29 protein-coding genes are annotated in these 22,777 nt (G+C 65.4%); 21 read left to right on the top strand and 8 right to left on the bottom strand.

Annotated elements, in window-relative coordinates; translation table 11 throughout:
• The first annotated feature begins 138 nt into the window (after positions 1-138).
• From ccmA to IVB31_RS28955, 5 genes are all read left to right on the top strand, one after another.
• Positions 139-741 (top strand): heme ABC exporter ATP-binding protein CcmA, encoded by a 603-nt coding sequence (ccmA, locus tag IVB31_RS28935; protein WP_247330927.1) that lies wholly within the window; start codon positions 139-141, stop codon positions 739-741.
• A 232-nt stretch (positions 742-973) separates the two neighbouring features.
• Complete coding sequence (ccmB, locus tag IVB31_RS28940; RefSeq protein ID WP_247330930.1) at positions 974-1,642, top strand: heme exporter protein CcmB; 669 nt, start codon at positions 974-976, stop codon at positions 1,640-1,642.
• Between the two features lie 76 nt (positions 1,643-1,718).
• Positions 1,719-2,510, top strand: coding sequence for a heme ABC transporter permease (locus IVB31_RS28945; protein ID WP_247330932.1), 792 nt, complete (start codon positions 1,719-1,721; stop codon positions 2,508-2,510).
• Complete coding sequence (gene ccmD, locus IVB31_RS28950) at positions 2,507-2,692, top strand: heme exporter protein CcmD (protein ID WP_247330934.1); 186 nt, start codon at positions 2,507-2,509, stop codon at positions 2,690-2,692. Before IVB31_RS28945 ends, ccmD begins: the two co-directional genes overlap by 4 nt.
• Positions 2,689-3,282 carry a DsbE family thiol:disulfide interchange protein gene (locus tag IVB31_RS28955; protein WP_247330936.1) on the top strand — a complete coding sequence of 198 codons (594 nt, stop codon included), beginning with the start codon at positions 2,689-2,691 and terminating at the stop codon, positions 3,280-3,282. The genes ccmD and IVB31_RS28955 overlap by 4 nt, the downstream gene beginning before the upstream one ends.
• A gap of 133 nt (positions 3,283-3,415) precedes the next feature.
• Here the strand turns inward: IVB31_RS28955 and IVB31_RS28960 are convergent, their stop codons facing one another.
• Complete coding sequence (locus IVB31_RS28960; RefSeq protein ID WP_247330938.1) at positions 3,416-4,018, bottom strand: septation protein A; 603 nt, start codon at positions 4,016-4,018, stop codon at positions 3,416-3,418.
• A gap of 2 nt (positions 4,019-4,020) precedes the next feature.
• A complete protein-coding gene (gene ftsY / locus IVB31_RS28965; RefSeq protein WP_247330940.1) occupies positions 4,021-4,968 on the bottom strand; it encodes a signal recognition particle-docking protein FtsY in 948 nt (315 codons plus the stop codon).
• Positions 4,969-5,081: 113 nt separating this feature from the next.
• Between ftsY and IVB31_RS28970 the strand changes: the two genes are divergently transcribed.
• Together IVB31_RS28970 and IVB31_RS28975 are read left to right on the top strand one after the other, a co-directional pair.
• Positions 5,082-5,747: an RNA pseudouridine synthase gene (locus IVB31_RS28970; RefSeq protein ID WP_247332281.1), complete on the top strand. Its 666-nt coding sequence runs from the start codon at positions 5,082-5,084 to the stop codon at positions 5,745-5,747.
• 231 nt (positions 5,748-5,978) lie between these two features.
• Complete coding sequence (locus tag IVB31_RS28975; protein ID WP_247330942.1) at positions 5,979-7,088, top strand: DUF2336 domain-containing protein; 1,110 nt, start codon at positions 5,979-5,981, stop codon at positions 7,086-7,088.
• A 187-nt stretch (positions 7,089-7,275) separates the two neighbouring features.
• Here IVB31_RS28975 and mtaB read toward each other — a convergent pair whose 3' ends face one another.
• Together mtaB and dapF are read right to left on the bottom strand one after the other, a co-directional pair.
• Positions 7,276-8,529, bottom strand: coding sequence for a tRNA (N(6)-L-threonylcarbamoyladenosine(37)-C(2))-methylthiotransferase MtaB (gene mtaB, locus IVB31_RS28980; RefSeq protein ID WP_247330945.1), 1,254 nt, complete (start codon positions 8,527-8,529; stop codon positions 7,276-7,278).
• Positions 8,529-9,404 (bottom strand): diaminopimelate epimerase, encoded by an 876-nt coding sequence (dapF, locus tag IVB31_RS28985; RefSeq protein ID WP_247330947.1) that lies wholly within the window; start codon positions 9,402-9,404, stop codon positions 8,529-8,531. The genes mtaB and dapF overlap by 1 nt, the downstream gene beginning before the upstream one ends.
• Before the next feature lie 236 nt (positions 9,405-9,640).
• Here dapF and IVB31_RS28990 point away from each other — a divergent pair, with 236 nt between their 5' ends.
• Positions 9,641-10,366 (top strand): GyrI-like domain-containing protein, encoded by a 726-nt coding sequence (locus IVB31_RS28990; protein WP_247330949.1) that lies wholly within the window; start codon positions 9,641-9,643, stop codon positions 10,364-10,366.
• A 5-nt stretch (positions 10,367-10,371) separates the two neighbouring features.
• Positions 10,372-11,088 (top strand): SIMPL domain-containing protein, encoded by a 717-nt coding sequence (locus IVB31_RS28995; protein WP_247330952.1) that lies wholly within the window; start codon positions 10,372-10,374, stop codon positions 11,086-11,088.
• Positions 11,089-11,268: 180 nt separating this feature from the next.
• Here the strand turns inward: IVB31_RS28995 and IVB31_RS29000 are convergent, their stop codons facing one another.
• Complete coding sequence (locus tag IVB31_RS29000; protein WP_247330954.1) at positions 11,269-12,333, bottom strand: MBL fold metallo-hydrolase; 1,065 nt, start codon at positions 12,331-12,333, stop codon at positions 11,269-11,271.
• Between the two features lie 331 nt (positions 12,334-12,664).
• On the opposite strand from IVB31_RS29000, the gene ffh reads away from it, so the two are divergent.
• The 9 genes from ffh (at position 12,665) to IVB31_RS29045 (ending at position 20,008) form a co-directional block, all read left to right on the top strand.
• Positions 12,665-14,212, top strand: a complete 1,548-nt coding sequence (gene ffh, locus IVB31_RS29005) for a signal recognition particle protein (protein WP_247330956.1) — start codon at positions 12,665-12,667, stop codon at positions 14,210-14,212.
• A gap of 86 nt (positions 14,213-14,298) precedes the next feature.
• Positions 14,299-14,631, top strand: a complete 333-nt coding sequence (gene rpsP, locus IVB31_RS29010) for a 30S ribosomal protein S16 (RefSeq protein WP_247330959.1) — start codon at positions 14,299-14,301, stop codon at positions 14,629-14,631.
• A gap of 6 nt (positions 14,632-14,637) precedes the next feature.
• Positions 14,638-15,165: a ribosome maturation factor RimM gene (gene rimM / locus IVB31_RS29015; RefSeq protein WP_247332283.1), complete on the top strand. Its 528-nt coding sequence runs from the start codon at positions 14,638-14,640 to the stop codon at positions 15,163-15,165.
• A gap of 119 nt (positions 15,166-15,284) precedes the next feature.
• Positions 15,285-15,965 (top strand): hypothetical protein, encoded by a 681-nt coding sequence (locus IVB31_RS29020; protein WP_247330961.1) that lies wholly within the window; start codon positions 15,285-15,287, stop codon positions 15,963-15,965.
• Between the two features lie 29 nt (positions 15,966-15,994).
• A complete protein-coding gene (locus IVB31_RS29025) occupies positions 15,995-16,684 on the top strand; it encodes a DUF3108 domain-containing protein (protein WP_247330963.1) in 690 nt (229 codons plus the stop codon).
• Between the two features lie 48 nt (positions 16,685-16,732).
• Positions 16,733-17,488: a tRNA (guanosine(37)-N1)-methyltransferase TrmD gene (gene trmD, locus IVB31_RS29030; RefSeq protein WP_247330965.1), complete on the top strand. Its 756-nt coding sequence runs from the start codon at positions 16,733-16,735 to the stop codon at positions 17,486-17,488.
• 108 nt (positions 17,489-17,596) lie between these two features.
• Positions 17,597-17,980 carry a 50S ribosomal protein L19 gene (gene rplS / locus IVB31_RS29035; protein ID WP_247330968.1) on the top strand — a complete coding sequence of 128 codons (384 nt, stop codon included), beginning with the start codon at positions 17,597-17,599 and terminating at the stop codon, positions 17,978-17,980.
• Positions 17,981-18,297: 317 nt separating this feature from the next.
• Positions 18,298-19,704, top strand: a complete 1,407-nt coding sequence (leuC, locus tag IVB31_RS29040) for a 3-isopropylmalate dehydratase large subunit (protein ID WP_247330971.1) — start codon at positions 18,298-18,300, stop codon at positions 19,702-19,704.
• Positions 19,705-19,798: 94 nt separating this feature from the next.
• Positions 19,799-20,008: a hypothetical protein gene (locus IVB31_RS29045; protein WP_247330973.1), complete on the top strand. Its 210-nt coding sequence runs from the start codon at positions 19,799-19,801 to the stop codon at positions 20,006-20,008.
• A gap of 52 nt (positions 20,009-20,060) precedes the next feature.
• On the opposite strand, the gene IVB31_RS29050 is transcribed toward IVB31_RS29045, so the two are convergent.
• Together IVB31_RS29050 and IVB31_RS29055 are read right to left on the bottom strand one after the other, a co-directional pair.
• Positions 20,061-20,579, bottom strand: coding sequence for a hypothetical protein (locus tag IVB31_RS29050; protein ID WP_247330975.1), 519 nt, complete (start codon positions 20,577-20,579; stop codon positions 20,061-20,063).
• 132 nt (positions 20,580-20,711) lie between these two features.
• The gene (locus tag IVB31_RS29055) at positions 20,712-20,975 is read right to left on the bottom strand and encodes a hypothetical protein (protein ID WP_247330977.1); all 264 of its coding nucleotides are present in this window, start codon (positions 20,973-20,975) and stop codon (positions 20,712-20,714) included.
• A 250-nt stretch (positions 20,976-21,225) separates the two neighbouring features.
• On the opposite strand from IVB31_RS29055, the gene IVB31_RS29060 reads away from it, so the two are divergent.
• Positions 21,226-21,567 (top strand): hypothetical protein, encoded by a 342-nt coding sequence (locus IVB31_RS29060; protein ID WP_247330979.1) that lies wholly within the window; start codon positions 21,226-21,228, stop codon positions 21,565-21,567.
• A 6-nt stretch (positions 21,568-21,573) separates the two neighbouring features.
• Here IVB31_RS29060 and IVB31_RS29065 read toward each other — a convergent pair whose 3' ends face one another.
• A complete protein-coding gene (locus IVB31_RS29065; RefSeq protein WP_247332285.1) occupies positions 21,574-21,864 on the bottom strand; it encodes a hypothetical protein in 291 nt (96 codons plus the stop codon).
• A 155-nt stretch (positions 21,865-22,019) separates the two neighbouring features.
• Between IVB31_RS29065 and IVB31_RS29070 the strand changes: the two genes are divergently transcribed.
• A complete protein-coding gene (locus tag IVB31_RS29070; protein WP_247330981.1) occupies positions 22,020-22,418 on the top strand; it encodes a metallopeptidase family protein in 399 nt (132 codons plus the stop codon).
• Between the two features lie 80 nt (positions 22,419-22,498).
• The coding region (gene leuD, locus IVB31_RS29075; RefSeq protein WP_247330983.1) for a 3-isopropylmalate dehydratase small subunit at positions 22,499-22,777 on the top strand (279 nt) is incomplete at its 3' end.

Raw genomic sequence — 22,777 nt, forward strand, 5'->3', positions numbered from 1 at the left:
AGTTCCGGGCTTATAGAAGCTTTCTAACGGCGCCGCCACAGCCACAATCGTGCCGCAGCAATTCACGAGCCAAAAATTCCCATGCGCTACCCCAAGTTTTCCTGAGGCCCGGCTTTGAGCGGTTGGATTCAAGGCAAGATGCAGCTGTCCGGACGCGGGGTCATTTGCGTGCGGGGTGGCCGCGAGGTGTTTTCCGGACTCGATTTCGAGGCCGGCTCCGGCGAAGCCGTGGCGGTCGTGGGCCGCAACGGATCGGGCAAGACCTCGCTGCTGCGGATGATCGCGGGCCTGCTCATTCCGGCTGGCGGGACAATCGCCCTGGATGAGGGCGATGCCGAACTGACACTGCCGGAACAGTGCCACTATCTCGGCCATCGCGACGCCCTGAAGCCCGCCCTGAGCGTGGCTGAAAACCTGTCGTTCTGGGCTGATTTTCTGGGCGGCGAGCGCAGTGACGCCGCCGAGAGCCTCGCCACCGTCGGCCTCGCCCATGCCACTCATCTGCCCGCCGCCTTCCTGTCCGCCGGCCAGCGCCGCCGGCTCTCGCTGGCCCGGCTGCTGACGGTCCGCCGGCCGGTCTGGCTGCTGGACGAGCCGACCAATGCGCTTGATGTCGCCGGCCAGGACATGTTCGGCGGCCTGATGCGCGACCACCTCGGCCGGGGCGGCCTGATCGTGGCGGCGACCCATGCGCCGCTCGGGATCGATTCGCGGGAGCTTCGGATCGGGGGGGTGGGATGAGGTTTACGGACCCTCAGCTTTTCGAGCGGCTGGGCACGGCTCTCGCACCTTGGGCGCAGCCGTCGCCGCGGGCTCCCTTGCCTCTCCCGCTTGCGGGAGAGGTCGGCGCGCAGCGCCGGGTGAGGGTTCTCTCCTCTGGGAGAATCTTCATTGTCGAGAAACCCTCTCCCCGGCCCTCCCCCGCAAGCGGGGGAGGGAGCGCACCGCCCTCGGGGCACGATGGGAGCGCCCCATGACCGCTCTCGCCGCCCTCATCCGCCGGGACATGCGGATCGCGCTCCGGGTCGGCGGCGGGGCGCTGATCGGCGTGCTGTTCTTCCTGACCGTGGTGGTGCTGATGCCGTTTGCGGTGGGCCCGGACCTGGCACTGCTATCGCGGCTCGGGCCGGCGATCCTGTGGCTGGGCGCGCTGCTGGCGAGCCTGCTCACCCTGGACCGACTGTTCATGGCCGACCACGAGGACGGCTCGCTCGACCTGATCACGATGAGCCGGACGCCGCTGGAACTGGCCTGCGCCGCCAAGGCGCTGGCGCATTGGCTGGCGGCCGGCCTGCCGCTGATTGTCGCAACCCCCGTGCTCGGCCTGCTGCTCAACCTCGACATGGTCGCGACCGGCGCGGTGGCGCTGACACTTTTGGCCGGCACCCCGGCGCTGACATTCACCGGCATGATCGGCGCCGCGCTGGCCGTGACGCTGCATCGCGGCGGGCTCCTGATGGCCGTGCTGGTGCTGCCGCTGTCGATCCCGGTGCTGATTTTCGGGGTCGCGGCCTCGCAGGCCGTGATCGTCGGACCCATGAATTTCGGCGCGCCGTTCTCGATCCTGTGCGCGCTGTCGCTGGTCAGCCTCGTGGTCGGCCCGTTCGCCGCAGCGGCGAGCCTGAGGCAGGGGCTCGACTGACCTTGACCCCGATCAACTTTCGCGGCCCGCTTTTATGCCGATTGCCTGAGCGCTGACCTGTGATTAACAGGATACCATGACGCTGATCGACCTCGCCAACCCCACACGGTTCCTCGCGCTGACAGCGCGCCTGCTGCCGTGGCTTGCGGCTGCGACAATCATCCTGCTCGCGATCGGGCTCTACCAGTCCGCCAACGCGCCCGACGATTATCAGCAGGGCGCGACGGTGAAGATCATGTTCATCCACGTTCCCAACGCCTGGCTGTCGATGTTCGTCTGGGGCGTGATGAGCATCGCCTCGCTGGGCACGCTGGTGTGGCGGCATCCGCTCGCCGACGTCGCGGCGAAAGCCGCGGCTCCAATCGGCGCCAGCTTCACGTTCCTCGCGCTGCTGACGGGCTCGCTGTGGGGCCGGCCGATGTGGGGCGCCTATTGGGAATGGGACGCGCGGCTGACCTCGGTCTTGATTCTCTTCCTGATGTATCTCGGCCTGATGGCGCTGTGGCGCGCGGTCGACGATCCCTCGCGCGCGGCGCGCGCCGCCGCCGTGCTGACGCTTGTGGGGGCGATCAATTTGCCGATCATCAAGTTCTCCGTCGATTGGTGGAACACGCTGCACCAGCCGGCCTCGGTGATGCGGATGGGCGGTGCGACGCTCGACAAGTCCTTTCTGATTCCGCTGCTGGTGATGGCGATCGCCTTCACGCTGCTGTTCGTCACGCTGCATCTGGCTGCGATGCGCAACGAGATTTTGCGCCGCCGTGTCCGCTCGCTGCAGATGATGCAGGCGAGCCAGGTCGCGTTTTCGAGCGAAGTGGGCACCGGTTCGCGTGAAGAAAACGCGACAAAAGAAGTCGGGGCTGCATGACGATGTCGCTTGGTCCCTACGCGTCCTTCATCGTGACGTCCTACGCAGCTGCGGCGCTCGTCGTGGTGATACTGATCGGCTGGATCGTGCTCGACTATCGCAACCAGACCCAGCGCCTGCGCGAGTTCGATCGCAGCGGCGTCACGCGCCGTTCGGGGCGCAGCGCCACGGATAGATCATGAGCGATCAATCGACCTCCGCATCGCCGCCGCGCCGCACCTTCCTGATGGTGCTGCCGCTGATTGTCTTCATCGGCCTTGCATTGCTGTTCTGGTTCCGGCTCGGCAGCGGCGATCCCTCACGGATTCCCTCCGCGCTGATCGGACGGCCGGCGCCGCAAACCATGCTGCCGCCGCTCGACGGATTGCAGGCTGACAACGCGCAGATCCCTGGCCTCGATCCCGCCGCCTTCAAGGGCAAGGTCAGCCTCGTCAATGTCTGGGCGTCCTGGTGCGTGCCGTGCCACGACGAGGCGCCGCTCCTGACCGAACTCGCCAAGGACAAGCGCTTCCAGCTCGTCGGCATCAATTACAAGGACGCTGCCGACAATGCGCGGCGCTTCCTCGGGCGCTACGGCAACCCGTTCGGCCGCGTCGGCGTGGACGCCAACGGCCGCGCCTCGATCGAATGGGGCGTTTATGGCGTACCGGAAACGTTCGTCGTCGGGCCCGAGGGCACCATCCTCTACAAGCTGGTCGGACCGATCACACCGGAGAACTATCGGACGGTGCTGCTGCCGCAGATGGAGAAGGCGCTGAAGGCTGGATCGTAGTACGGGCCGTGCCCCGGACGCAGCGCAGCGCTTCTTCAGCGGTGCGCTGCAGAGCCGGGGCCCATGCCAGCAGCTCGATCGCGGCCTTCTGGGTCCCGGATCGCGCTTCGCGCATCCGGGACACGAGACCTAACTACCCCTTCCGCACATCCCCCGCCTCAGCCTCGCTCGCTTCCAGCGACACCGGCTCGAGATGATAGCGCTTGGTCAGCGGCATCTGAGCGATGGCGAAGACCATGGTCAGCGGGGTGACGCCGAACACCTTGAAGTTCACCCAGAAATCCGTGCTCTGGGTGCGCCAGACGATCTCGTTCAACACCGCCATGCCGGCAAAGAATAGCGCCCAGCGCAGCGTCAGGATGCGCCAGCCCTGCGGCGTGAGATTGAACATCTGGTCGAACATGACCGCGATGAAGGAGCGGCCGAACAACAGGCCGCCGCCGAGGATCGCGGCGAACAGGGCATAGATGATGGTCGGCTTGACCTTGATGAAGGTCTCGTCGTGCAGCACCAGCGTCAACGTGCCGAACACCAGCACGATGACGCCTGTGACGATCGCCATGATCGGGATGTGCCGCGTCACCACATAGGAGGCGATCATCGCCGCGACGATCGCGACCATGAAGGCGCCGGTCGCGGCGAACAGGTTGAACTTCGCGTTGACGAAGAAGAACACGAGCAGCGGACCAAGCTCGGTCGCGAGCTTGAACAGCGGATGCGGCTGGGTCTTGTCCATTATCAGCTTTCGATTCCAGCGATGGCGCGGGCGAAATCACGCGCGGTGAACGGCGCGAGATCGTCGACGCCTTCGCCGACGCCGATGAAATGCACCGGCAATTTGAATTTTTCCGCGAGCGCCACCAGGATGCCGCCGCGGGCGGTGCCGTCGAGCTTGGTCATCACGAGGCCGGTGACCCCGGCGGTGCGATGGAAGGCCTCGACCTGCGACAGCGCGTTCTGGCCGACGGTGGCGTCCAGCACGAGCAGCACGGCATGCGGCGCGCTCGCGTCCACCTTGCGGATGACACGCACGACCTTTTCGAGCTCGTTCATGAGCTCGGCCTTGTTCTGCAGGCGCCCCGCAGTGTCGATCAGGAGCACATCGACGGCCTGCTCCTTCGCCGCCGTCAGCGCGCTGAAGGCAAGGCTCGCCGAATCCGATCCCTGGGCGCCGGCGATGACCGGCGTCTTCGTGCGGTCGCCCCAGACCTTGAGCTGCTCGATCGCGGCTGCGCGAAACGTGTCGCCGGCGGCCAGCATCACCTTGCGGCCTTCGGATGCGAATTTTTGCGAGAGTTTGCCGATGGTGGTGGTCTTGCCGGAGCCGTTGACGCCGACCACGAGGATGACGAACGGCTTCTTGGCCGTGTCGATCTCGAGCGGCTTGGCCACTAGCGCCAGCACCTTCTCGACCTCGGTCGCCACGACGTCCTTGACCTCGTCCGCCGAGATCGCCTTGTCGTAGCGCCCGGTGCCGACGGCGTCCGCAATCCGCACCGCGACCGAGGTGCCGAGGTCGGCGCGCAGCAGCACGTCCTCGATGTCGTCGAGCATGGCGCGGTCGAGCTTGCGCTTGGTGACGAGATCGGCGACCGCGGTCCCGAGCGAGGACGAGGTGCGCTTCAGCCCGTCGGACAGGCGGCGCCACCAGCTCTGCTTGGGGGTCTCGGGGGTGGTATCGTTCATGGTGGCGGTGTGTTAGCCGTTCCGGCTCCCAAACGAAAGTCTTGAGCGAAAGTCTCGCCGATACGAAAGTCCTGCAATTGCTCGATGTTCCCGCGTTGACCGCCGACGAGATCATGGCCCGCGTGCTCCATCGCGACGGGCTGATGCTGGTCATCGACAAGCCGTCGGGCCTGCCGGTGCATCGCGGCCCCAAGGGCGGCGCCAATCTGGAGGATTCCTTCGACGCGCTGCGTTTCGGCCTGCCGCGGCCGCCGGTGCTGGCCCACCGGCTGGACAAGGATACCTCCGGTTGTCTCATTCTCGGCCGCCATCGCAAGGCGACCGCGTCGCTCGGCCTTCTCTTCAAGCATGGCAAGATCGGCAAGACCTACTGGACCGTGGTCGAGGGTGGCCCTGCCGAGGACGAAGGCACCATCGACATGCCGCTCGGCCGGCTCAATGCCGAGCGCGGCTGGTGGCAGAAGCCCGACCCCGAGGGTCAGAAGGCGGTCACCAACTGGAAGGTGATGGGCCGGGGCGACGGCCTGACCTGGCTTGCCATGGAACCGGTGACCGGCCGGACCCATCAATTGCGGGTGCATTCGTCCGCGACCGGCTGGCCGATCTTCGGCGATAACATTTACGGCAACGGCCCGCGCTTCGGCGAGCCGAAGCTGCACCTGCATTCCCGCGAGATCGTGGTGCCGATCTCCCGCAACAAGGAGCCGGTCCGCGTGGTGGCCCCGGCGCCCGCTCACATGCACGAGAAGCTCCGCGCCTGCGGGTGGAATGGGGAATAGCCCAACTGCTCGACCCTCATGGTGAGGAGCGCGGAACGCGCGTCTCGAACCATGCAGGCCCGGCTGTCCCTGTGGTCATCCTTCGAGGCGCGCCGCTACGCGGCTCCTCAGGACGAGGAGCGGAGTGCCCGGCTATCGGGCCGTGGTTTACGAAACCTTCAGGGCTCGTCTCTAATGATAGCGATTGCTTAGAACAAGCTTCCGCAATCCGCTCAGGACGAGCTGCAGGTCATGTCCACGGCCGAACTATCGATCATCGACGAGGTCGAGTCCGCGCTTCGGACAGGCTCCGCGGAAAAGGGCCTGGCAACCGCCCGCCGCGTCACCGACCTATTCCTGTCCTCCGCCGGCAGTTTTGACGACGAGCAGATCGCGCTGTTCGACGACGTGCTCGACCGCCTGATCGGCACCATCGAGCTGCGCGCCATCGCCGACATGGGCGCGCGCGTTGCGCTGGCCGAGATCAGTGCGCAACTGGCGCCGATCGCACAGGCGCCGCCTTCCGTGATCCGCCGCCTCGCCAACAATGACGAAATTCGCATCGCCGGTCCCGTGCTCCAGGAATCCGCGCGCCTCGACGATGGCGAACTGGTGAAGATCGCGTCATCGAAGGGCGAGCCGCATCTGCTCGCGGTCGCCGGGCGCTGGTGGCTGAAGGAGATCGTCACCGATGCGCTGCTGGCGCGCCGCTATCCCAGCGTCAGCCGGCGGCTCGCCGCCAATCCCGGCGCGCGCGTCTCGGGGAATGGATTCGCCGTCATCGTCGGACAGGCCGAGGCCGATCCCGAGCTCGCCGTCAGCGTCGGCGTCCGCGTCGATTTGCCATCGGACATGCGCCGCCAATTGCTGCGTTCGGCGACGGATGTCGTCCGCATCCGACTGCTGTCGCGCGCGCCGCCGCATCTGTTCGAGGAAATCCAGAACGCGATCGCCGCAGTCACTGTCGGCGTCGAGCGGGAGATGTCCGGTGTCCGCGATTTCGAAGGCGCCAAGCGCGCGATCGCAAACCTCAAGGCCGCCGGCCAGCTCACCGAGGCGACACTGTTCAGCTTTGCCACGCAACGACGCTATGAAGAAGCCGTGGCAGCGCTGGCGGCGCTGTCCGGATCGACCGTCGAAGTGATTCGTCCGCTGATGCAGAGCCTGCGCGAAGACGGCCTGCTGGTACCGTGCAAGGCGGCACAGCTCCGTTGGGAAACCACCGCCGCCGTCCTCGAAAGCCGTTTTGCAACGGGCGCGATGAAGCCCGGGGACATCGCCAGGGCGCAAAGCAATTTCGCACGCATGACGCCGGAGAACGCGCGGCGGACGCTGCGGTTCTGGCAGGTGCGGGCGTTGTAGGGCGGCGCTTGGGGTACGCCGCGTCCACGCAACCGGTGTCGTCCTGGCGAACGCCAGGACCCATAACCCCAGGGAGAAGTTTGGCGAAGATTCCCAGTTACTCTTTGCTGGGACAAGTACCGCGCGCAATCGATAGATCACGCGGTATGGGTCCTGGCGTTCGCCAGGACGACGGCGGAGTAAGCGGCTAAACCGTCAGCCGCTCGCCATCACTGCCGACAATCATCAGCGGCACCACGCTCCCAACACGCCCGCCTGCAATCGCCACCGGCAGATAGTGCTCCGTGCGACCCTGCCCCTCGCTCTCGATCAGCACATCGCGCGTAGCACCGATCTCGGCTTGCAGCCGGCGGCGCAATGCCGCTTCGCCCGCCGCACGTAGACGCTTCGCACGTTCCTTGATCGCACCGCCCGCGACCTGCGGCATTCGCGCGGCCGGCGTGCCGGGACGGGGCGAATAGGGGAAGACATGGAGGAACGTCAGGCCGCATTCCTCGACGAGATCCAGCGAACGCGAGAACATATCGTCGGTCTCGGTCGGAAAGCCCGCGATGATGTCGGCACCAAAGGCGATGTCCGGGCGCAGGCGGCGGACCTGGTCGCAGAAGGCGATCGCGTCATTCCGCGAATGCCGCCGCTTCATGCGCTTCAGGATCATGTCGTCGCCGGATTGCAGCGACAGATGCAGATGCGGCATCAGGCGAGCATCGTCGGCGATGGCATCGAGCAGGTCACTATCCGCCTCGATCGAATCGATCGAGGAGATGCGCAGCCGTTTCAGTGCCGGCACATGCCGCAAGATCTGCTTCGTCAGCAGGCCGAGCTTTGGCGCGCCCGGCAGATCGGCGCCGTAGCTGGTGAGGTCGACGCCGGTCAGCACGATCTCGGCGTGGCCGCGTTCGACCAGCGTCCGCACCTGATCGACCACCGCGCCCATTGGTACCGAGCGTGAATTGCCGCGGCCGTAAGGGATGATGCAGAAGGTGCAGCGATGATCGCAGCCGTTCTGCACCTGCACGAACACGCGCGGCAGGCCGCTCGCAAAGCCGTCGATGAGATGCGGCGCCATCTGCTTCACCGCCATGATGTCGCTGACGGCGATTTTTTCGCTCGCACCGAGCTCGAAAGCTGCACGCGCCTCGCGCCAGGCGCTGCTGCGCATCTTGTCGTCATTGCCGACGACGCGGTCGACCTCGGCCATCCCGGCGAACATCCCGCTCTGCGTCTGCGCCGCGCAGCCGGTGACGACGATCCGCGCACTGGGCCGTTCGCGCTTCAATTTGCGGATCGACTGCCGCGCCTGCGCCACCGCCTCGTTGGTGACCGCGCAGCTGTTGATGACGATGGTGTCGCACAGGCCCGCGCCTTCGGCCTCGCGGCGGATCACTTCGGCCTCGAAGGCATTGAGGCGGCAGCCGAAGGTGACGACTTCGACGGCCATCAGCCGACCGGCGCGAACAGCGCCGGATCGAAATTGCCTTCATATTCGAAGGTCGCCGGGCCCGTCATCAGCACGTGGTCGTCGCGCTCGCGCCATTCGATGCCGAGCTTGCCGCCGGGCAGCGTGATCTCGACATTGCGCTCGGCGCGCTTCAGGCGCGCAGCAGCAACTGCGGTCGCGCAGGCGGCGGAGCCGCAGGCCCTGGTCAGGCCGGCGCCGCGCTCCCAGGTGCGGATCGTGATGTGGTCGCGATCGACGATCTGGGCCAGCGTGATGTTGGCGCGCTCCGGGAAGATCGGGTGATTTTCCAGCAGCGGACCGAAGCGCGCGAGATCGTAGGCGTTGACGTCCTCGACCCAGAAGATCGCGTGCGGATTGCCCATGCTGACCACCGAGGGCGAATGCAGGATCGGATTGTCGATCGGTCCGATCTGCAATTCGATGTAGCGGGTGTCGCGGAATTCCTGGTCGAGCGGGATGTCCTGCCAGCCGAATTTTGGCGCGCCCATGTCCACTGTGTAGAGATCGGGCTTCGGGCCCTGCCAGGCATTGAGCAAGCCCGCCGCAGTCTCGAACGTCGCGCTGGTCTGCCCGGTCTTTTCAAAGAGGCGTCGCACCACGCAGCGCATGCCGTTGCCGCAGGCGCCCGCCTCGGAGCCGTCATTGTTGTAGATGCTGATGAAAGCCTCGGTGCCGTCGAACCGCGGCCTCTCGAGCACCATGAGCTGGTCGTAGGGCACGCCGCCCTTCGCGGACGCCACCGCGCGGGCGTCGTCCGGCGTGACCCGCGCTGCGGAATCGCGCATGTCGACAACGACGATCTCGTTGCCGATGCCGTTCATCTTGGCAAATGCGTGGTTGGCCAGCGCGCTCATGAAAATTCCCGAATTTCGCCTGCCTTATATGGCGATCCTTGCCGGCTTGGCCAGTGATTTGCCGCCGATGGCCAGGACGTCTGCCATGACGCATCTGTCATGGGACGAATTCGGCGCTCGCGTGTTAGAACGGCGCAGTTCGCGCAAGCCGGAACGCGCGGCAGGGCGTAGGGCCTTGGTGGGGTAAGGCCTTGGTACGTAAGGTTTTGGGTACGTAAGGTTTTGGGGAGAATGGAATGAACCGGTTTTGTCGTCTCGCTCTGGTCGCGCTGATCCCGGCAGCGGCCCTGTCGCTTGGCGTGTCGGGCGCTCCGGCGCAAACCCCGAGCCCGGCGCCGGCCGCATCGGCAAGCCCCTCGCCGGCGCCGTCGGCTGCGCCCTCCCCGGCCGCGAGCGCGTCGCCCGCACCGGTGGCAACGCCCTCTCCCGCGGCCAGCGCCTCACCGAGCCCGGCCGCACCGCCACCCGCTGCGGCCGCGACGCCGGCTCCCGTGCAGACCGCCGATCCCTTCGGCCAGGAGACCACGCTCGAGCCCAGGAAGGTCGTGATGGTCAAGGGCACCGCCAATTGGGACTCGGCCTTCGACACGCTGATCGACGCCTTCAAGGCGCTGAACACGCTGCTGGACAAGCAGGGCATCAAGCACGCCGGCAATTCGATGATTGTCTACACCTCGACCGACGACACCGGCTTCACCTTCCTCGCCGAGATCCCGGTCGACCAGGACCCGCAGAAACTGCCCAAGGATATGAGCATCGGCAAATCGCCCGAGGGCAAGGCGCTGAAATTCGTCCATCGCGGCTCCTACGACAACATGGACAACACCTACGAGGCGATCACCAATCATCTCGACGACAAGAAGCTGGAAGCCAAGGACACTTTCGTCGAGGAGTACCTGACCGATCCGCTGAAGACGGCCGAGGACAAGCTCGTGATCAATGTTTTCGTGCCGTTGAAGTGAGACCGATGAAGAAGCTCGCCGCCGTTTTTACGTCCCTCGCCGCCGTTTTCGCTGCCGCGCTGCTGACGACGCCCGCGCTCGCCGATGATTTTCCGTCCGCCATTTCGGTCAGCGGCGAGGCAACCGTCTCAGCAGCACCGGACCTCGCGCAGATCGACGCCGGCGTAGCCAACGACGCCAAGTCGGCGAAGGATGCTTCCGACGCCAACAATGCGGCAATGGGCAAGGTGCTGCTGGCGCTGAAGAGTGCCGGCATCGCCGAGAAGGATTATCAAACCTCGCGGCTGTCGCTGCAGCCGCAATACGGCCAGAACAAATCCACCGGCGCCTCGCCCGTGATCGGCTTCCGCGCCTCCAACCGCGTCACCGTGAAGATCCGCGACGTCATCAAGGTGGCCGCCATCATCGACACGCTGGTCGGCGCCGGTGCCAACGACATCGGCAACATCTCTTTTGAAGTGACGCAGGCCTCAAAACTGCTCGACGATGCCCGTGAGCAGGCCGTGGCCGATGCCCGCCGCAAAGCGGAGATCTATGCCAAGGCCACCGGTGTGACGCTGGGTGCGCCGCTCAGCGTCTCCGAAGGCAGCGCCCCGATGCCGCTGTTCAAGGGCCGCATGGCCGCCGCACCAATGGCCGCGCCGCAAGCCGCGGTCGCGCCGGGCGAGGAAACGCTGTCGGTGACGGTGAATGTGAGCTGGGCGATCAAGCAGGGGCAGTAGCGGCCGTCGCAAGAGGCGCGCTACTCGCCACACCCAACGCTGTCGTCCCGGCGAAGGCCGGGACCCATAACCACAGTGTGGTTTGGCGAAGATTTGTAGTTCGGTACTGCGATCATCCGCACACGACAGATCACGCGGTATGGGTCCCGGCCTTCGCCGGGACGACCGTGGAGGCGGAGGCTAAATCTCCACCACCTGCCCGGGCTTCATCGCCACGAACCGCTCTTGCGGAATCTTCGCGGCATCGAGCGCTTCGGTTAGCGCCGTGGCCGGTGCGTCGATCGCCTCATCCGTCAGCTGGAACGTCCCGTGATGATGCCCGAGCGCTTGTTGCGCGCCGCAATCCGCCAGGGCCTTCACCGCATCGTCCGGATTCATGTGCTGGTCGCGCATGAACCAGCGCGGCTCGTAGGCGCCGATCGGGAGGATCGCCAGCCGCAGCGGCCCGTACCTCTCGGCGACGCGGCGAAAATGCGTGCCATCGCCATAGCCGGAATCGCAGACGACGTAGATTTTCCCGGCCGGTGTCTCCAGCACGAAACTCGCCCACAGCGCCTTGTTGCGATCGAACATGCCGCGTGCGGTCCAGTGTCGGGTCGGCACCAGGGTCACGGCGATGCCGCCGCCGAGCTCGACGCGGTCGTGCCAGTCGAACGCTTCCACCTTGATCGTGGAATCGGCGCCGCGCATCGTCACGTCATTGCCAAGCGGCGTCACCACGCGCGGGGCAAAATTCTTGGCGAGCCGCGACAGCGTCGCGACATCGAGATGATCGTAATGGCCGTGCGAGACCAGCACGACGTCGATCTTCGGCAGCTCGTCAAAGGCAACGCCGGGATCGTTGTGCCGCTTCGGTCCGGCGAAGCTGACGGGCGAGACCCGCGAGGACCAGACGGGATCGACGAGGATGTTGAGCCCGCCGGTCTGGATCAGCCAGCTGGCATGGCCGACGAAGGAGAGCCGGACCTTGTCGCCGTCGACGCGCTCCGGCGGGGTGTCGGCGTGGGGGCTCGGCGCCCAATCGGGCCAGATCGCACGCTGCCGCTTGCCGCCGAACTGCCAGCGCAGCACCTCGCGGAGGGATCTCGGCGGAGCGCCGTCCGGATCGAAGAAGGTCAGGCCGTCAAAATGGTCGGAGGCGGGACCGTCATAGGTTTTCATGCGGGAAATCCAAAGGGAGGGCACGCCGACCAACGCGCTGGCCCCGGCGAGCAGTCCGAAAAGGCGGCGGCGGGTGATCGGCACGGGGCGGGCTTCAGGGATGGTCGGAGCGGCGGGACATCACCCTCATATGGGCCGGGCCGGAGAAAAAGGAACCCACGGCCAAAAAGTCCCTGTTTTCAGGACCTTGCCCTCGCAAAGGCGCTCCGCGCCCCTAACTTTCCTTGACTTTAGGGCGCCAGCGGCGTTTAACCCCGCCACTCCCTCGAAAAGGCTTTCTTTTCGACCCGCCGACTGGTCCTCGAGGCCAGAGGCCAACGCCCGACAGCGCGATGCGCCCTCGGGCGTAAAATTGTTTGGATTTTCTGCTCCCTCGACCCGCGCTTGCGGGGAGAGGTGAAAAAGGACAACGGCATTGTTCGACAATCTGTCGGAACGGCTTGGCGGCATTCTCGATCGTCTGACGGGGCGCGGTGCGCTGACCGAAAAGGACGTCGATGCCGCGATGCGCGAGGTGCGCCGCGCGCTGCTGGAAGCCGACGTCGCGCTCGAAGTGGTGCGCAGCTTCACCGAGCGGGTCCGCGAGCAGGCGATCGGCGCCACCGTCGTCAAGTCGGTGACTCCGGGCCAGATGGTGGTCAAGATCGTCCATGACGAGCTGATCAACACGCTCGGCGCCGAAAGCCAGACCATCGACATCAATTCCGTGCCGCCGGTGCCGATCATGATGGTCGGCCTGCAAGGCTCCGGCAAGACCACCACCACCGCGAAGCTCGCCCGTCGCATGGTCCAGCGCGACAAGCGCAAGGTGCTGATGGCCTCGCTCGACATCTACCGTCCCGCGGCGATGGAGCAGCTGGCCATACTGGGCCGCGATCTCGACATTCCGACGCTGCCGATCGTCGCCGGCCAGCAGCCGGCTCAGATCGCGAAGCGCGCGCTGGAGGCCGGCAAGCTCGGCGGCTACGACGTCGTACTGCTCGACACCGCCGGCCGCACCACGCTCGACGAAGAGATGATGGCGGAAGCGGCAGCGATCAAAGCCGCCGCCAATCCACATGAAGTGCTGCTGGTGGCCGACAGCCTCACCGGCCAGGACGCCGTCAACCTCGCCCGTGCCTTCGACGAGCGCGTCGGCCTGACCGGCATCGTGCTGACACGCGTGGACGGCGATGGCCGCGGCGGCGCCGCGCTGTCGATGCGCGCCGTCACGGGCAAGCCGATCAAGCTGCTCGGCACCGGTGAAAAGACCGATGCGCTGGAGGATTTCCATCCTGATCGTATCGCCGGCCGCATCCTCGGCATGGGCGACGTGGTCTCGCTGGTCGAACGCGCTGCCGCCAACATCGACGCTGAAAAGGCCGCGCGCACCGCCGAGCGGATGCGCAAGGGTCAGTTCGACCTCAACGACATGCGCGAGCAGCTGTCGCAGATGGCGAACATGGGCGGCATCAGCGGGCTGATGGGCATGATGCCCGGCATCGCCAAGATGAAGAACCAGATCGCGGCCGCCGGCATCGACGACAAGATTCTGAAGCGCCAGGTCGCGGTGATCGATTCGATGACGCGCGACGAGCGCCGTCATCCCGATCTGCTCAAGGCCAGCCGCAAGAAGCGCATCGCCGCAGGTTCCGGCCAAAGCGTCGAGCAGGTCAACAAGCTCTTGAAGATGCACCGGAACATGGCCGACATGATGAAGGCCATGGGCTCGGGCAAGCGCGGCCCGCTCGCCGGCATTGCGCAGGCGATGGGCTTTGGCGGCGGCATGAAGCCGCCCTCGCCGGAAGAGATGAAAGCGCTGCAGGAGAAGATGCAGGGTGGCGGCGGACAGGGTCTGCCCAGCCTGCCGAAGGATCTGCCGGCTGGTCTGCGCACCGGCCTGCCGAACGTCCCCGGACTGACCGGGCTGAGCAGCAAGCCGATGCTGCCGGGCCTCGGCGGATTTCCAGGCAAGAAGAAATGAGGAATTCGTCGCACGGGATCGCAAGCATCCCGCGCAACGCGGAATACCAGTCAACCGAACAAGCTGTACTCTAAAGGAGAACTTAGATGTCCGTCGTTATCCGCCTCGCCCGCGCAGGCACCAAGAAGCGCCCCGTCTATCACGTCGTCGTCGCCGATTCGCGCTTTCCCCGCGATGGCCGCTTCATCGAGCGTCTCGGCTATTTCAATCCGCTGCTGCCGAAGGACAACGAGACCCGGCTCAAGCTCGACATGGACAAGGTGAAGGCCTGGCTCGCCAAGGGCGCGCAGCCGTCCGACCGCGTGTCGCGCTTCCTCGATGCCGCCGGCGTCAAGAAGCGCGAAACGCGCAACAACCCCGAGAAGGCCGTGCCGCGCAAGGAGCGCAAGGCGCAGGCCGAAGCCGCCGCGAAGGGTTAAGGTTAGATCATGTCGGCGCTGGTCTGCGTCGCGCGGATCGGCGCCGCGCATGGTGTGCGCGGTGCGGTCAAATTGTGGACCTTCACCGAAGATCCCTTTGCCATCAAGCGCTACGGTCTCCTCTCATCCAAGGACGGCAAGCGCCAGTTCGAGGTCGCAACGGCGCGCGAGGCCAAGGATCATCTGGTCGCGACGTTCAAGGGCGTCACGACCCGCGATGAGGCCGAACGCCTCAACGGCATCGAGCTTTACGTCGCGCGCGAAAAGCTGCCCGCGACCGACGCCGACGAATACTACCACACCGATCTGATCGGGCTTGCCGCCGTCACCACGGAGGGCGATGCGCTCGGCCGCGTGCACGCGATCCATAATTTCGGCGCCGGCAACATCATCGAGATCGCTCCGCCCAAAGGCCCGACGCTGCTGCTGCCGTTCACGAACGCGGTGGTGCCCGAGGTAGATCTTGCCGGCGGGCGCGTCGTGATCGCGCTGCCGCAGGAGATCGAAGGCGATGACGAGATATCGTCATCATGACGGCACGGTAACGGCTCGCTAACAAATCTCGCGAAATCTTCACTTGCATCGCGCATCTGGCTCGTTCACGCTTGGGTTGCATCGCCCTCCCACGCGTCTCCCGAACCCCGGAGCTTCAAATGTTGTGCCGCTGTCTTCTGGCAACGATCGGGCTGTTCGCGTCTGCGGGCCTCGTCAATGCTCAGACGCCACCGAGCCCGCCGCCGGCCGCGACCGAACAGCCCGCCGCTCAGGAGGCGATGGAGGAGCCGCAGGTCGGCGATCACTGGACCTACGAGGTCCGCGACGAGATCACCGGCGACCTCAAATCGACGATCACGCACACCGTCACGGACGTATCGGCCACGGAGATCGGCATCCGGCTCGAGATCCTCGGCAAGCCCGGCTACGGCTACCAGACCTATGACCGGTCGTGGGACATGATCAACAACGGCACCTGGCGATCGACGCCAAATGACGGCATGGGAGTCCGTGCCCCACTCGCGGTCGGCAAGAGCTGGCCGGTGAAATCGACCGCGTTCAACAGCTCCAACGGAGTCAGCCTGAAAGTCTCGGGGACGTCGAAGGTAACGGGTAAGGAGACCATCACAACGCGGGCCGGGACGTTCGAGGTCTACAAGATCGAGTCATCGCTGGAATCGCGAAACGCCAATGACACGACGAAGAAATATATCGAGGCGCAGCAGACCTGGTACGCGCCGGGGGTCAATCATTGGGTGAAGCGCGTCTCCGTCAGCAAATCGGAAGGCCGGGTGCGCAACAGCAACGCGATCGAGCTCGTCGAGTACGGCCGCCGCTGACCGGCAGAGTGCAAAGACACGAGTGGGGAATGCTGATGTCTCGTTACGCGGCTGCAATACCGGCCTGTCTGCTCGTCGGCAACACCCTGGCTTGGGCGGCGAGCGATGCACCGCCCTCGGCGTCAGCGCCCGCGGCAGTGAAGCCGGTCATTGCGATGGCCGAGCCGTTGCCCGGCGACTTCTGGACCTACGAGGTGCAAGATGAAATCAGCGGCAAGATCAGCGCGGTCCGCAAGAACGTCGTCACCGAAGTCACGCCCCGCGATATCAGCGTCCGCTTCACGATCGAGGGCAAGGATACCCAGGGCCTCAACGTTTACGATCGCTCCTGGAATCTGAAGGAAAATGCGCCCTGGAAGTACCAGCCGCATGACGGCTCGGGCATCCATCCGCCCTTGAAGGTCGGCGAGAGCTGGAATTTCGCAGGCGATGACGTCAACGCCGGCAATGCCAACATCTGGAAGCGCACCGGCCGCTCGAAGGTCGTCGGCCAGGAAACCATCACGACCAAGGCGGGTACGTTCGACACGTTCAAGATCGAGACAGCGATGTCGCGCCGTCCGACCAACGACCCGACCCGCAAGATGGAGATCACGGGACTGACCTGGTACGCGCCGGCAATCGATCATTGGGTCAAGCGTACCGTCGTGGCGCGCGGCAACGGCCATCTCCTGACCAACAACGTTATCGAGCTCGTCGAATACGGCCGCAAGAACTGAGGCCAGCGAGCTCTCGACCCCAAGGCCGCAATGCCCTAACCAGCGGCCATGACCAACCCCTCCCCCTGGCGCGCGACGGTGCTGACGCTGTTTCCGGACATGTTTCCGGGGCCGCTGGGCGTGAGCCTCGCCGGCCGGGCGCTGGCGTCCGGGCTCTGGGAGCTGGAGGCGCGGGACATCCGGGCCTCAGCCACCGATCGCCATCGCAGCGTCGATGACACCCCGGCCGGCGGCGGGCCGGGCATGGTGCTGCGGGCCGACGTCCTGGCGGCGGCCATCGATGCCGCCGAGATCGGCCCGGACCGGCCGAAACTGCTGATGAGCCCCAGGGGACGGCCGTTGACCCAGGCCCGCGTCCTGGAGTTGGCCAAGGGTCCGGGTGCCCTGATCGTCTGCGGGCGGTTCGAGGGGGTGGACCAGCGGGTGATCGACGGGCGCGGCCTGGAGGAGGTCTCGATCGGCGATTACGTCCTGTCCGGGGGCGAAATCGCGGCCCTGGCCCTGATCGACGCCTGCGTCCGGCTGCTGCCGGGCGTGATGGGCAAGGAGGCCTCCGGAACCGAGGAAAGCTTCTCCGACGGCCTGCTCGAATACCCCCAATACACCCGCCCGCAGCTGTTCGAGGGGGTTCCGATCCCCGAGATCCTGACCTCCGGCGACCATGCCAAGGTCGCGGCCTGGCGGCGGGCGCAATCCGAGGCCCTGACGGCGGCCCGGCGGCCCGATTTGTGGGCGCAAGTCCCGGCCAAAGCCCCAAATCGGGCCGGGGGCCAAAAAACACCAAAAAACAAGACGGACGGGTGACAAACGCTCCGGCTTGCCTTATAGCAGCGGCCAAATCCGCAATAGCTGGATAGACGAATTTTGCGCAGCCCCCGTTGAAAAGGCTGGGCGCGCCGATGGAGATTACCCATGAACCTGATTCAGCAGCTTGAAAAAGAGCAGTTCGAGAAGCTTTCCGCCGGCAAGGACGTCCCGGAATTCGGTCCCGGCGACACCGTGATCGTCAACGTGAAGGTCGTCGAAGGCGACCGCACCCGCGTGCAGGCCTATGAAGGCGTCTGCATCGGCCGTTCCGGCGGTGGCCTCAACGAGAGCTTCACGGTCCGCAAGATCTCCTACGGCGAAGGCGTGGAGCGCGTGTTCCCGGTGATGTCGCCGATGATCGACTCGATCAAGGTGGTGCGCCGCGGCAAGGTGCGTCGCGCCAAGCTCTATTACCTGCGCAACCTCCGCGGCAAGTCGGCCCGCATCGTCGAGAAGAAGCAGGACCGCCCCACCGCCGTCAACGAGTAGGCTTTCACTGACAGGCGAGATACCGAGAGCGCGGGGCAAAACCCCGCGCTTTTTTGTTGCGTCTGCCGGGCGCGTCAAAGCCCTCGCGATTCCAATTCGGCCTGCTATATATTCCTGGAATGTTTCCAGATCCGACCAGCCTCTCGCCCAACTGCGTCGTCATCGACGATCGCTCGCGGCTGCCTGGCCGGTTCTTCGGACGCTTCGCGACCTCGGCAACGTCAGAGCTTACGCGCGCAGCCTAAAAGCTGCGCTGACGATTTGTTGCCCGCGCCTCATCGCGCACATCGCTACCCACATTCCTGGAGCTGACGCTCATGTCCAAGCCGACCACGCTGTACGACAAGATCTGGAACGACCATCTGGTGCACGAAGCCGACGACGGCACCTGCCTGCTCTATATCGATCGTCACCTGGTGCACGAAGTGACCTCACCGCAGGCGTTCGAAGGCCTGCGCACGACTGGGCGCAAGGTGCACGCGCCGGAAAAGACGCTCGCCGTCGTCGATCACAACGTGCCGACCACCGACCGCACCAAGCCGAACCCGGACCCGGAGAGCATCGAACAGATCAAGGCGCTGGCCGACAACGCCAGGGAATTCGGCATCGAATATTACGACGAGTTCGACAAGCGCCAGGGCATCGTCCACGTCATCGGTCCCGAGCAGGGCTTTACGCTGCCCGGCACCACCATCGTCTGCGGTGACAGCCACACCTCGACGCATGGCGCGTTCGGTGCGCTCGCGCACGGCATCGGCACGTCGGAAGTCGAGCACGTGCTGGCGACGCAGACCCTGATCCAGAAGAAGGCCAAGAACATGCGCGTCACCGTCGACGGCAAATTGCCGGATGGCGTGACGGGCAAGGACATCATCCTGGCCATCATCGGCGAGATCGGCACCGCCGGCGGCACCGGCTATGTGCTGGAATACGCCGGTGACGCGATCCGCGCGCTCAGCATGGAAGGCCGCATGACGGTCTGCAACATGTCGATCGAAGGCGGCGCCCGCGCCGGCCTGGTTGCGCCCGACCAGAAGGCCTACGATTTCCTGCGCGACCGCCCGAAGGCACCGAAGGGCGCGGACTGGGATGCCGCCATGCGTTACTGGGAGAAGCTGCGCTCCGACGAGGGCGCGCATTTCGACCACGAGCTGCGGCTGGATGCGGCAAAGCTGCCGCCGATCGTGACCTGGGGCACGAGCCCTGAAGACGTCATCTCGGTGACCGGCTTCGTGCCCGATCCCGACAAGATCGCGGACGAGGCCAAGCGTCTCTCAAAACATCGCGCGTTGAAGTATATGGGGCTGACGGCGGGGACGAAGATCACCGACATCAAGCTCGACCGCATCTTCATCGGCTCCTGCACCAACGGCCGCATCGAGGATCTGCGCGCCGCCGCCAAGATCGCGGAAGGCAAGCAGGTTTCGGCGAACGTGAACGCCATGGTCGTGCCGGGCTCCGGCATGGTGAAGGAGCAGGCCGAAGCCGAAGGTCTCGACAAGATCTTCATCACAGCCGGCTTCGAATGGCGCGAGCCCGGTTGCTCGATGTGCCTCGCCATGAACCCGGACAAGCTGGCGCCGGAAGAGCGCTGCGCCTCGACCTCGAACCGCAATTTCGAGGGCCGCCAGGGTTTCAAGGGCCGCACCCATCTGGTGTCGCCGGCGATGGCCGCAGCGGCTGCGATCGCGGGGCATTTCGTCGACGTCAGGGAGTGGCGCTGAGCTACTCCCTGCAATTTGAGCGATCGCGGCAAACCGCCGTTAATCGGCAGCGCCGACACTGCGTCCTCGCGAGCATTTCGCGAGGATGTGCGCCATGGCCAACAAGCCTGAATATGTCGATCTGATCAGCGCGGCGACGCCCCAGCACCGGCGGCGCGCCGCGCCGGTGCGCATCGTCGCCAGGCCCGAGGTCGAGGAGACCTCAAGGCTCAGCCGCTGGCCGCCGGCGATGTTCAAGCAATGGAAGCTGGAGAACCTCACGAGCTGGAAGTCAGCGTCGTGGAAGCTGAAGGATTGGCTTTAGCCACCGGATGAAAAAGGGCGCCGTCGAGGCGCCCTTTTCATTCCGATCGTGCTTACCAATACCGATACGGATGGTGCCAGCGATGCCAGCGGCAGACGCGGCGCGGGCCGTAATAGGTCCAGATCACCCGGCAGCGGCGCGGATGGCTGTAATAGGGATAATAGCCGCCATAGTAGCGCCGGTGGAAATGGCGGTGGCCGTAATAATAGGGGCGATAGCCGCCATAGCGGTGATAGCCGCCGTAATGATGAATTCCACCGTAGCGATAGCCACCGCCGTGAAAGGCGGGCGCGGCGCGGAAGCCACCACCGTGGAAACCACCGAAATGTCCTCCGCCACCGTGGAAGCCGCCGCCGCCATGTCCGCCACCGCCGTGTCCACCACCGCCGCCGCCGTGACGAACCTGGATCATGTCGTCGCTTGCGGCCTTCGCCGCGGGCAACGCCGTCGGATTAATCGGCGTCATCGCGTCAGCACGACGCGCGGTCCCGGCCACCAACATCAGCGTCGCAGCAGCCGCAAGCCCGAGCAAGCGCAGCTTGCTTTTCCCGGGACCCAATATCCTCAGCATGGAATTTCTCCCTGAATGTGGACAGCGTCATTGCGGCGCAGCGTCGCGCCGTCGCTGTCATTTGCAGTCGCTCCCGAAATTAAATTAGAGACAGCGACGTGAACGCGCCATGAATGAACGACGTCGCGCGCGTCACCACCACGGCCCGTAGCCGAACACGAAGGGCGCGGGCACGCCGTAAGGATAGGGACGGTAGTAGACCGGCCGCGCGTAATAATGCGGATCAGGGCGCGGAGCGTACCGCGCGATGTCGCCGTATCGCACATGTCGTCGCGCGTCGAACACCGCGCGCCCCGCCGAGGCATCCGGCAGCCTGGTCAGCCTCTGCGCCGCGGAAGCATGAGACAGGCCTGTGGCAAGCTCGACAGCAACAGCCAATGCAATCCATCTCGTCATGGCGACCTCCACGCCCTCAGCATGCGGGCGTCGCGTGGCTGTCTGCAAGTCAAAACAGGACCGCGATGCGAGCCCGTTCGTGCCTTGCGGCTTTCGCCTCACCAATGGCGGTGAGGACAATGCCAGCCCCAATGTCGACGGCGGTGCCAGCGATGCCAGCGCACCTCGGTGACAGGTCGCGCGCACGGATCAAACGTCGCGGCGCAGGCTCGACAAGAGTCGAACCTGGAACCGTGGACCTCAATCTGTTATGGATGAACGCGCCGCGGATCTGAATGCAGGGCGCGCGGGCAAGTTCCTCAGCATCGGCGCAATTTCGTGCGTCACCAAAACCAGCCGTCAGCGACACGCGTATCTTCTGGTCGAGCGAATGCGGGAGATGGTCATGGCTAACATCGTGCTGCGGATATCTCGCCTTGCGATCGCGGCGAGCTTGGCTCTCGGCGCGAGTTCAGCACTTGCCGCGCAGGGGCCAGGCGTCGAGGCTGGCGCGGCGAGCCCACTCACTCAGTTCGTGATGGCGATCCTGGTCTATGGCGCGTCCGCACTCGTCGTCGGCGCCGGCCTGATCGGCGCGCTGCGCGGGCATTGAAGGGCGTCAGCCCCGGCGCCAGTAGCAGCTCATATGCGGCACGATCACCGTGCCGCTGGGGCGATATTCCTGCACATAGGTGGCGTTGCACTCGCGGACCGCATCGGGACCGGGATTGTAACGCGGATAGACGCCGTCGGGGCTGTAATAGGGGGTGACGCGCAGCCGCGCCGGGGGCCGCTTGCGCGGCGGCGGGGCGTCGGGCACGTCCGCCTGGGCCATATGGACTTCGGTGCCAGCAGTCTGGGCCTGAGCCTGGGCTTGGCCACCAACGCAAAACTGCGAAAACAACCCCATGCACAGTAGCGTCAGCGTTGTTTTCGCTCGCATTTTTCCGCCCACCTGAAACGTCCTATTCGAGGTCTACGCTCCCCGTTTTGGCGGCGCCCGTCAACCTCGCCGCGCTTATAAAGCCGGATGCATCGCCGGGAAACCCGCGCTAAGAGGGTCCCATGTGGACGGAATTGAAAGCGCCAACGCTCGCCGAGATGGAAGCGATGGCCCATGAGGTGTTCGATCGCCTGCCGGCGGAGTTTCGCTCCCTGTGCGAGGGCGTGATCCTCCGCGTCGACGACTTCCCGACCGAGGAGGTGCTCGACGAGATGGAATGCGAGAGCGAGTTCGACCTGCTCGGCCTGTTCCAGGGCATCGGCCTGCCGCAGCAGAGCCTTGGCGATGTGGCGCGGCTGCCCAACATGGTCTGGCTCTACCGCCGGCCGATCCTGGACTATTGGGCCGAGCACGACGAAAGCTTCGGCCATATCGTCCGCCACGTCCTGATCCACGAGATTGGCCACCATTTCGGCCTCTCGGACGACGATATGGCGACGATCGAGGCGCAAGCAGACTAGACCTGCCGAATTCGGCCTAGGATTTCCGCCCCGATCGCGATAAATACCGGTTCCCTAGACCATCCCGGGAAAGCGCAACCATGGACAAGTTCACCACGCTGGAAGGCGTCGCGGCGCCGCTGAAGATCATCAATGTCGATACCGACATGATCATTCCGAAGCAGTACCTCAAGACCATCAAGCGCACCGGCCTTGGCAAGGGGCTCTTCTCCGAGCAGCGCTATAAGGACGACGGCAGCGAGAATCCTGATTTCGTCCTCAACCAGCCCGCCTATCGCACCGCGAAGGTGCTGGTCGCCGGCGACAATTTCGGCTGCGGCTCGAGCCGTGAGCACGCGCCCTGGGCGCTGCTCGATTTC

Source organism: Bradyrhizobium sp. 21 (assembly GCF_023073335.1).
Classification (GTDB): domain Bacteria; phylum Pseudomonadota; class Alphaproteobacteria; order Rhizobiales; family Xanthobacteraceae; genus Bradyrhizobium.